The sequence below is a fragment of the Okeania sp. SIO2B9 genome (assembly GCF_010672505.1).
Taxonomy (GTDB): domain Bacteria; phylum Cyanobacteriota; class Cyanobacteriia; order Cyanobacteriales; family Microcoleaceae; genus Okeania; species Okeania hirsuta.
This window is the reverse complement of sequence record NZ_JAAHGK010000576.1, coordinates 1-4,590: the sequence shown is the minus strand read 5'-3', so window position 1 is coordinate 4,590 and position 4,590 is coordinate 1. Positions and strand designations below refer to the sequence as shown.

Genomic DNA, 4,590 nt, shown 5'->3' with positions numbered 1-4,590 from the left:
ATAATGGATAATTACCTCTCCCTTTTAGGGAGAGGATTGACTAAAAGGAAAAAATTTATTTTTTTCCCCTTGAAAGGGGAGGCTAACAAAGCTGAATTATTTAATTATTAATTCTTCGGTAAAGGTAAGGAAGAAGGAAGAAGTAAGAGGGAAGAAGACTTTAGTTATCTAAAACAGAAGACTTAAAAGTCCAAAAAAACTTAAATTTTTTGTAGATATTCACCCTTTGGTTTACACAAACGATACCAGAGGACATGATATTAAAGTTCATCTTGATTTATTACCTTCAAACTACATTTAAGAGACAGAAATAAATAACTCTTCCCAAGATTTTTCTGGTGCTTCTGCCTCAGTAATAATTTCCACAATTTTATTACAAGCTGCTGGTTGAAATATTGCCTCCACAGAAACTTGTGCTACCTTAGTTCGAGGAATACTACCTTCAAATAAGCGATCAGCAGATTCCATAACAATAGGAAATTGATTATCATCATTTTTCAGACCACCAGGGCGAACAATAGTATAATTCAGACCACTTTTCTGAATATATCCTTCAGCTTGTTTCTTCCAGAATAAAATTAGCCAGAATAGATTTAGGGGATGAAAAAATTTAGACACACATAGGGATGAAACTAAAATAAAACGATCAATACCTTTCTGTTTAGCAACATCCACTAAATTTTTAGTTCCTACATAATCCACTTGATATGGACCAGTAAAGTCAAAACTAGGTTTAGCACCCGTAGCACATAATAGTACTGTGCTATCTTCAATAGCAGCGTAGAGACCTTGAGAATTCAGGACATCCCCCATTACCAACTCTGCTTCTGGAGGCAAAATTTCTTTAGCTGTTTCTAAGTCACGAACCAGAGCTTTTACAGGAATATCTCGTCTTACTAAGTCTTGTACAATTCGACAACCTGTTTGGCCAGTTGCTCCAGCAACGAATACTTTCATTTTTCAATTTATCTATAATAAAGTTCTAAATTTTAACAGTTTTTGAATGCAAGTTAGTAATCAGCGGTCAGAAGGGAATTGTAGATAGGGTATTTGGATAGCTCTGTGCTTCTAGTTAAGGGGTAACTTAGATTTTCAAATCCTTATAATTTGCACGAGAGTATCTCCAACGAACTTAACTTTCCCTCCTGACACCTTCTTCAATTACGAACTCTCTACTTTTAAAGATATAGCAATAGACATCTGGTGATAATCAAAAATCAAATCAATTATCGCGCAAAAACCATCAATTCTTTCCTCCTACTCCCTACTCTCCTCCCTCTTTTCCAAAGAGGTCTAATAGACGGGTATAGCACGGACAATAGACTGATGACTATCCGAATCAGGGTGTTTTTCTCACTTTTCCCTGTTGCCTGCTATAAATATAAATTCTTTGTATAAATCTATATAGCAATTTGGAAATCCTCAAAATATTATATATAGTGTATATATATATACATAGGAGAATGAATCATGGATCACAACTTTGCAGGACATCAAACTGTAGAGATGGACAAAAACTTGGTTAGTGATTTCTATGTAAGTACAACAGAAATAGAAGTATCAGAAACTAACCCAACTACCTGGTTTAAGACAAAATACAATGACTGCATGAAATTATATGCAAATGTAGATACTGTAGCAAAGCACTTTGCATCTCATCGTAGTTGGTTTTGTCAATGTGCTCATCCGATGAAAGTTGAGCCTATTGGAGAAAATGGCTATGATTTGTCGCTCGGAAAATTTGGTTCTTTTGGATACCAGGTTGAAGCTAGAGTAGGTCTGGAATTGGTACCACCAGACTCCGCAGGAATATATAAAATTAGATATATCCCAGTGCCTAATTATACACCTCCTGGATATCAAGTAAACTTTCAATCAGAAATGAAGTTGCTAGAGTTACCCACAGAACAGTTTTTTACTCAAGAGGAAATTCAAAAGTTAGGACTGCCTCCTGTGATGACTGGTGCAAAATGGGATTTGGATTTGACCGTAGGTGTAAAATTTCCCCAGTTTATTCGGAAAATGTCTCCTAGTTTGATTCAAAAAACTGGCGATAGTTTATTACTTAAAATAGTACAACAAGTATCTAGATGCTTGAGTCACAAAACTCAAGTAGATTTTCATACCACTCATAACTTGCCATTTCCCAAACAAAGAAAACGCAAGTAAAAGATATGGAACCTAAAAATCAGGGAAAAATTTAATCCCCTGATTAATTCCAATCTTTTACATATTGCTAATTATCCTTAACATAATTTCGACTCCCGTTACCGCTTGCCAGCTAAAAAGACCAAGAATTGACACATTAAGAACAATATGACTGTAGCGAGCCCAATCTTGGCCTTTCTGCATAAAAGGAGTTAAAGATGCAGAGATAGCGATCGCTCCTGTCATGCCTAACCCGGCTAAGAGATGAGGGCCAAAAAATAATTTTCCATTATTGATATAAGTGACGGCCATTCCACCAAGAGACCCTAAAACCATAAAAGCTAAGAGAAAGGAGCCAACTTGGTGATGTTTGATTTTAAATTTAGCAAATTCTTTTTTCTTTTCTGTATCTGTAGCAGTTCTACTATTACGAACTTTGATGCCGAGATATAAGGCGTAAATTGTCAAGGCCAATAGTATCCACATAATGGCGGGATGAAAAAAATTGAGCCATGGTTTAATAGATTCTGGAATTGGCAGATCCATAATTAATCTTCTCTCTGGGATTAGTAAAAAAACTTCATAAAAGTTAGCATAACAGCAAGTTAATCTTATGTGATCTTAAAAACGTAGATTATGGTTGTCGGTATGGCTTCGCAAAAAGAAGAAATTTTCTTAGTCCAGGCTGTTAAAAATGCTAATTTTGCCCAAGTATGTACCTTGCTGGCTCAAAATATTGATGCTAATGCTCAAGCTCTAGATGGTACAACGGCTTTAATGATTGCTGCAGAAAAGGGGTATGCTCAAATAGCCTCTGCTTTACTAGATAAAGGTGCTGATGTCAACTATATAAGAAAAAAATTGGGTGTTACAGCTTTGATGTTAGCTGCAGCTCATGGACGGGCGGAAATAGTAGAACTTTTGTTAAGTAGGGGTGCTGATGTCAATGGCAAAAATGATGATGGTAGTTCCCCACTCATGGTTGCTTCAATGAATGGTTATGTAGCAGTGGCCAATCAATTAATCGCTGCTGGAGCTGATGTTAACGTGGTGGATAAAGACCATGATACAGCCTTGGGTTTAGCAACGAGTCAAGGTTATCAAGATGTAGTTAAGGTCTTACTAGATGGTGGGGCGAGGGTCGATGAGTCTACTTTATCTATAGTTGCTGATAGTAATTATGCAGAAATAAGAGAAATTTTGATTAATCATGGTGTGAATGTAAATACTAGAAATTTACAAGGTAAAACATGGTTAATGCAAGCAGCAGAAACAGGTGATTTACCTGCTGTAAAGACTCTATTAAAAGCTGGTGCTGATATTAATTTTAAAGACAAAGATGGAGAAAATCCACTCATTTTAGCTGCTGACCTAGGTCATTTAGAAGTAGTAAAAGTTTTGTTAGAAGCAGGGGCAGATGTTAATATTAAAAGTAGAAATGGTGGTACAGCTTTGATGGCTGCTGCTGCAGAAGGAAATGTAGCGATCGCTTCTACTTTATTGGATGCTCATGCTGATGTTAATTCTCAAGATTTAGAAGGAGAAACAGCTTTAAGTTTTGCTGTAGTAGAAAATCATACCAAAATGGTAAAACTACTGCTAAATTATGGGGCTGAAATTGTTACTAAGAATCAAGCAGGTGATACTCCTTTATTTGGAGCAATTTTTCATGGTTATACGGATATTGTATCAATTTTATTGAACAAAATAGAAAAGCAAAATTTGACATCTTTATTGAATAGTAAACATCTTGGAGAAACAGCTTTAACTTTGGCAATATGGCAAAAACATCAAGAAATTATTAATGTTTTGCTAGATGTAGGGGCAGATGTTAATATTTCTGCTCAAGGTGGTTCTACTCCAATGATGAAAGCAGCATATCAAGGCGATATTGAAACATTAAAAATACTCTTAGAAAAAGGAGCTGATATTAATCTTAGAGATGATAATGAAGCGACAGCTTTAATGTGGGCAGCATATCAAGGCCATGCTGAAGCTGTAAAACTATTAATTGATTATGGTGCTAATTTGAATGATAAAAATCAAGGCGGTTGTACGGCTTTAATGCTTGCAGAATTTAATGGTTATCAAGATATTATCAGGTTACTTAATAACGCTGGATCATAATACCAAATTAATAGATATAGGCGTGAAAAAGATATAGACTTTTTGTAAAGGTAGGGAATAGGGAAAAGGGAAGATTTTTTTAGAAAAAAAACACGGAAAATGATTTTTTGAGTTATTACACTCTAGTTTAGGGCTTGTTGATTAAATCTAAAAGTATTTACAGATAAAGGTTTTAGCCTTTTTGGGGCCTTTAAAAAGTGCCTGGTTTTCAGTTCTTCACGCTCAAAAAGTTAGTATTTTAGGCCAGAGTTGGGCATAAAAATCATTCTTAAAATTCTTACTCCTACCTCCTCGTTCATTCCCATTTCTCCTGTC

The 4,590-nt window shown here is 35.5% G+C and carries 4 protein-coding genes; 2 read left to right on the top strand and 2 right to left on the bottom strand.

What is annotated here, in order from left to right; all coding sequences use genetic code 11:
- Positions 1-297: 297 nt before the first annotated feature.
- Complete coding sequence (locus tag F6K13_RS19405) at positions 298-957, bottom strand: NAD(P)H-binding protein (protein WP_124147814.1); 660 nt, start codon at positions 955-957, stop codon at positions 298-300.
- Between the two features lie 513 nt (positions 958-1,470).
- Here F6K13_RS19405 and F6K13_RS19400 point away from each other — a divergent pair.
- On the top strand, positions 1,471-2,169 hold the full coding sequence (locus F6K13_RS19400) for a DUF1997 domain-containing protein (RefSeq protein ID WP_124147815.1): 699 nt from the start codon (positions 1,471-1,473) through the stop codon (positions 2,167-2,169).
- 57 nt (positions 2,170-2,226) lie between these two features.
- Here the strand turns inward: F6K13_RS19400 and F6K13_RS19395 are convergent, their stop codons facing one another.
- On the bottom strand, positions 2,227-2,694 hold the full coding sequence (locus tag F6K13_RS19395; protein ID WP_124147816.1) for a DUF4079 domain-containing protein: 468 nt from the start codon (positions 2,692-2,694) through the stop codon (positions 2,227-2,229).
- 102 nt (positions 2,695-2,796) lie between these two features.
- On the opposite strand from F6K13_RS19395, the gene F6K13_RS19390 reads away from it, so the two are divergent.
- Positions 2,797-4,275, top strand: coding sequence for an ankyrin repeat domain-containing protein (locus tag F6K13_RS19390; protein WP_124147817.1), 1,479 nt, complete (start codon positions 2,797-2,799; stop codon positions 4,273-4,275).
- Positions 4,276-4,590 lie beyond the last annotated feature (315 nt).

Coding starts and splice junctions, on each gene's coding strand:
- F6K13_RS19400 (WP_124147815.1), top strand. CDS start 1,471: ATGGATCACAACTTTGCAGGACATCAAACTGTAGAGATGGACAAAAAC.
- F6K13_RS19405 (WP_124147814.1), bottom strand. CDS start 957: ATGAAAGTATTCGTTGCTGGAGCAACTGGCCAAACAGGTTGTCGAATT.
- F6K13_RS19390 (WP_124147817.1), top strand. CDS start 2,797: ATGGCTTCGCAAAAAGAAGAAATTTTCTTAGTCCAGGCTGTTAAAAAT.
- F6K13_RS19395 (WP_124147816.1), bottom strand. CDS start 2,694: ATGGATCTGCCAATTCCAGAATCTATTAAACCATGGCTCAATTTTTTT.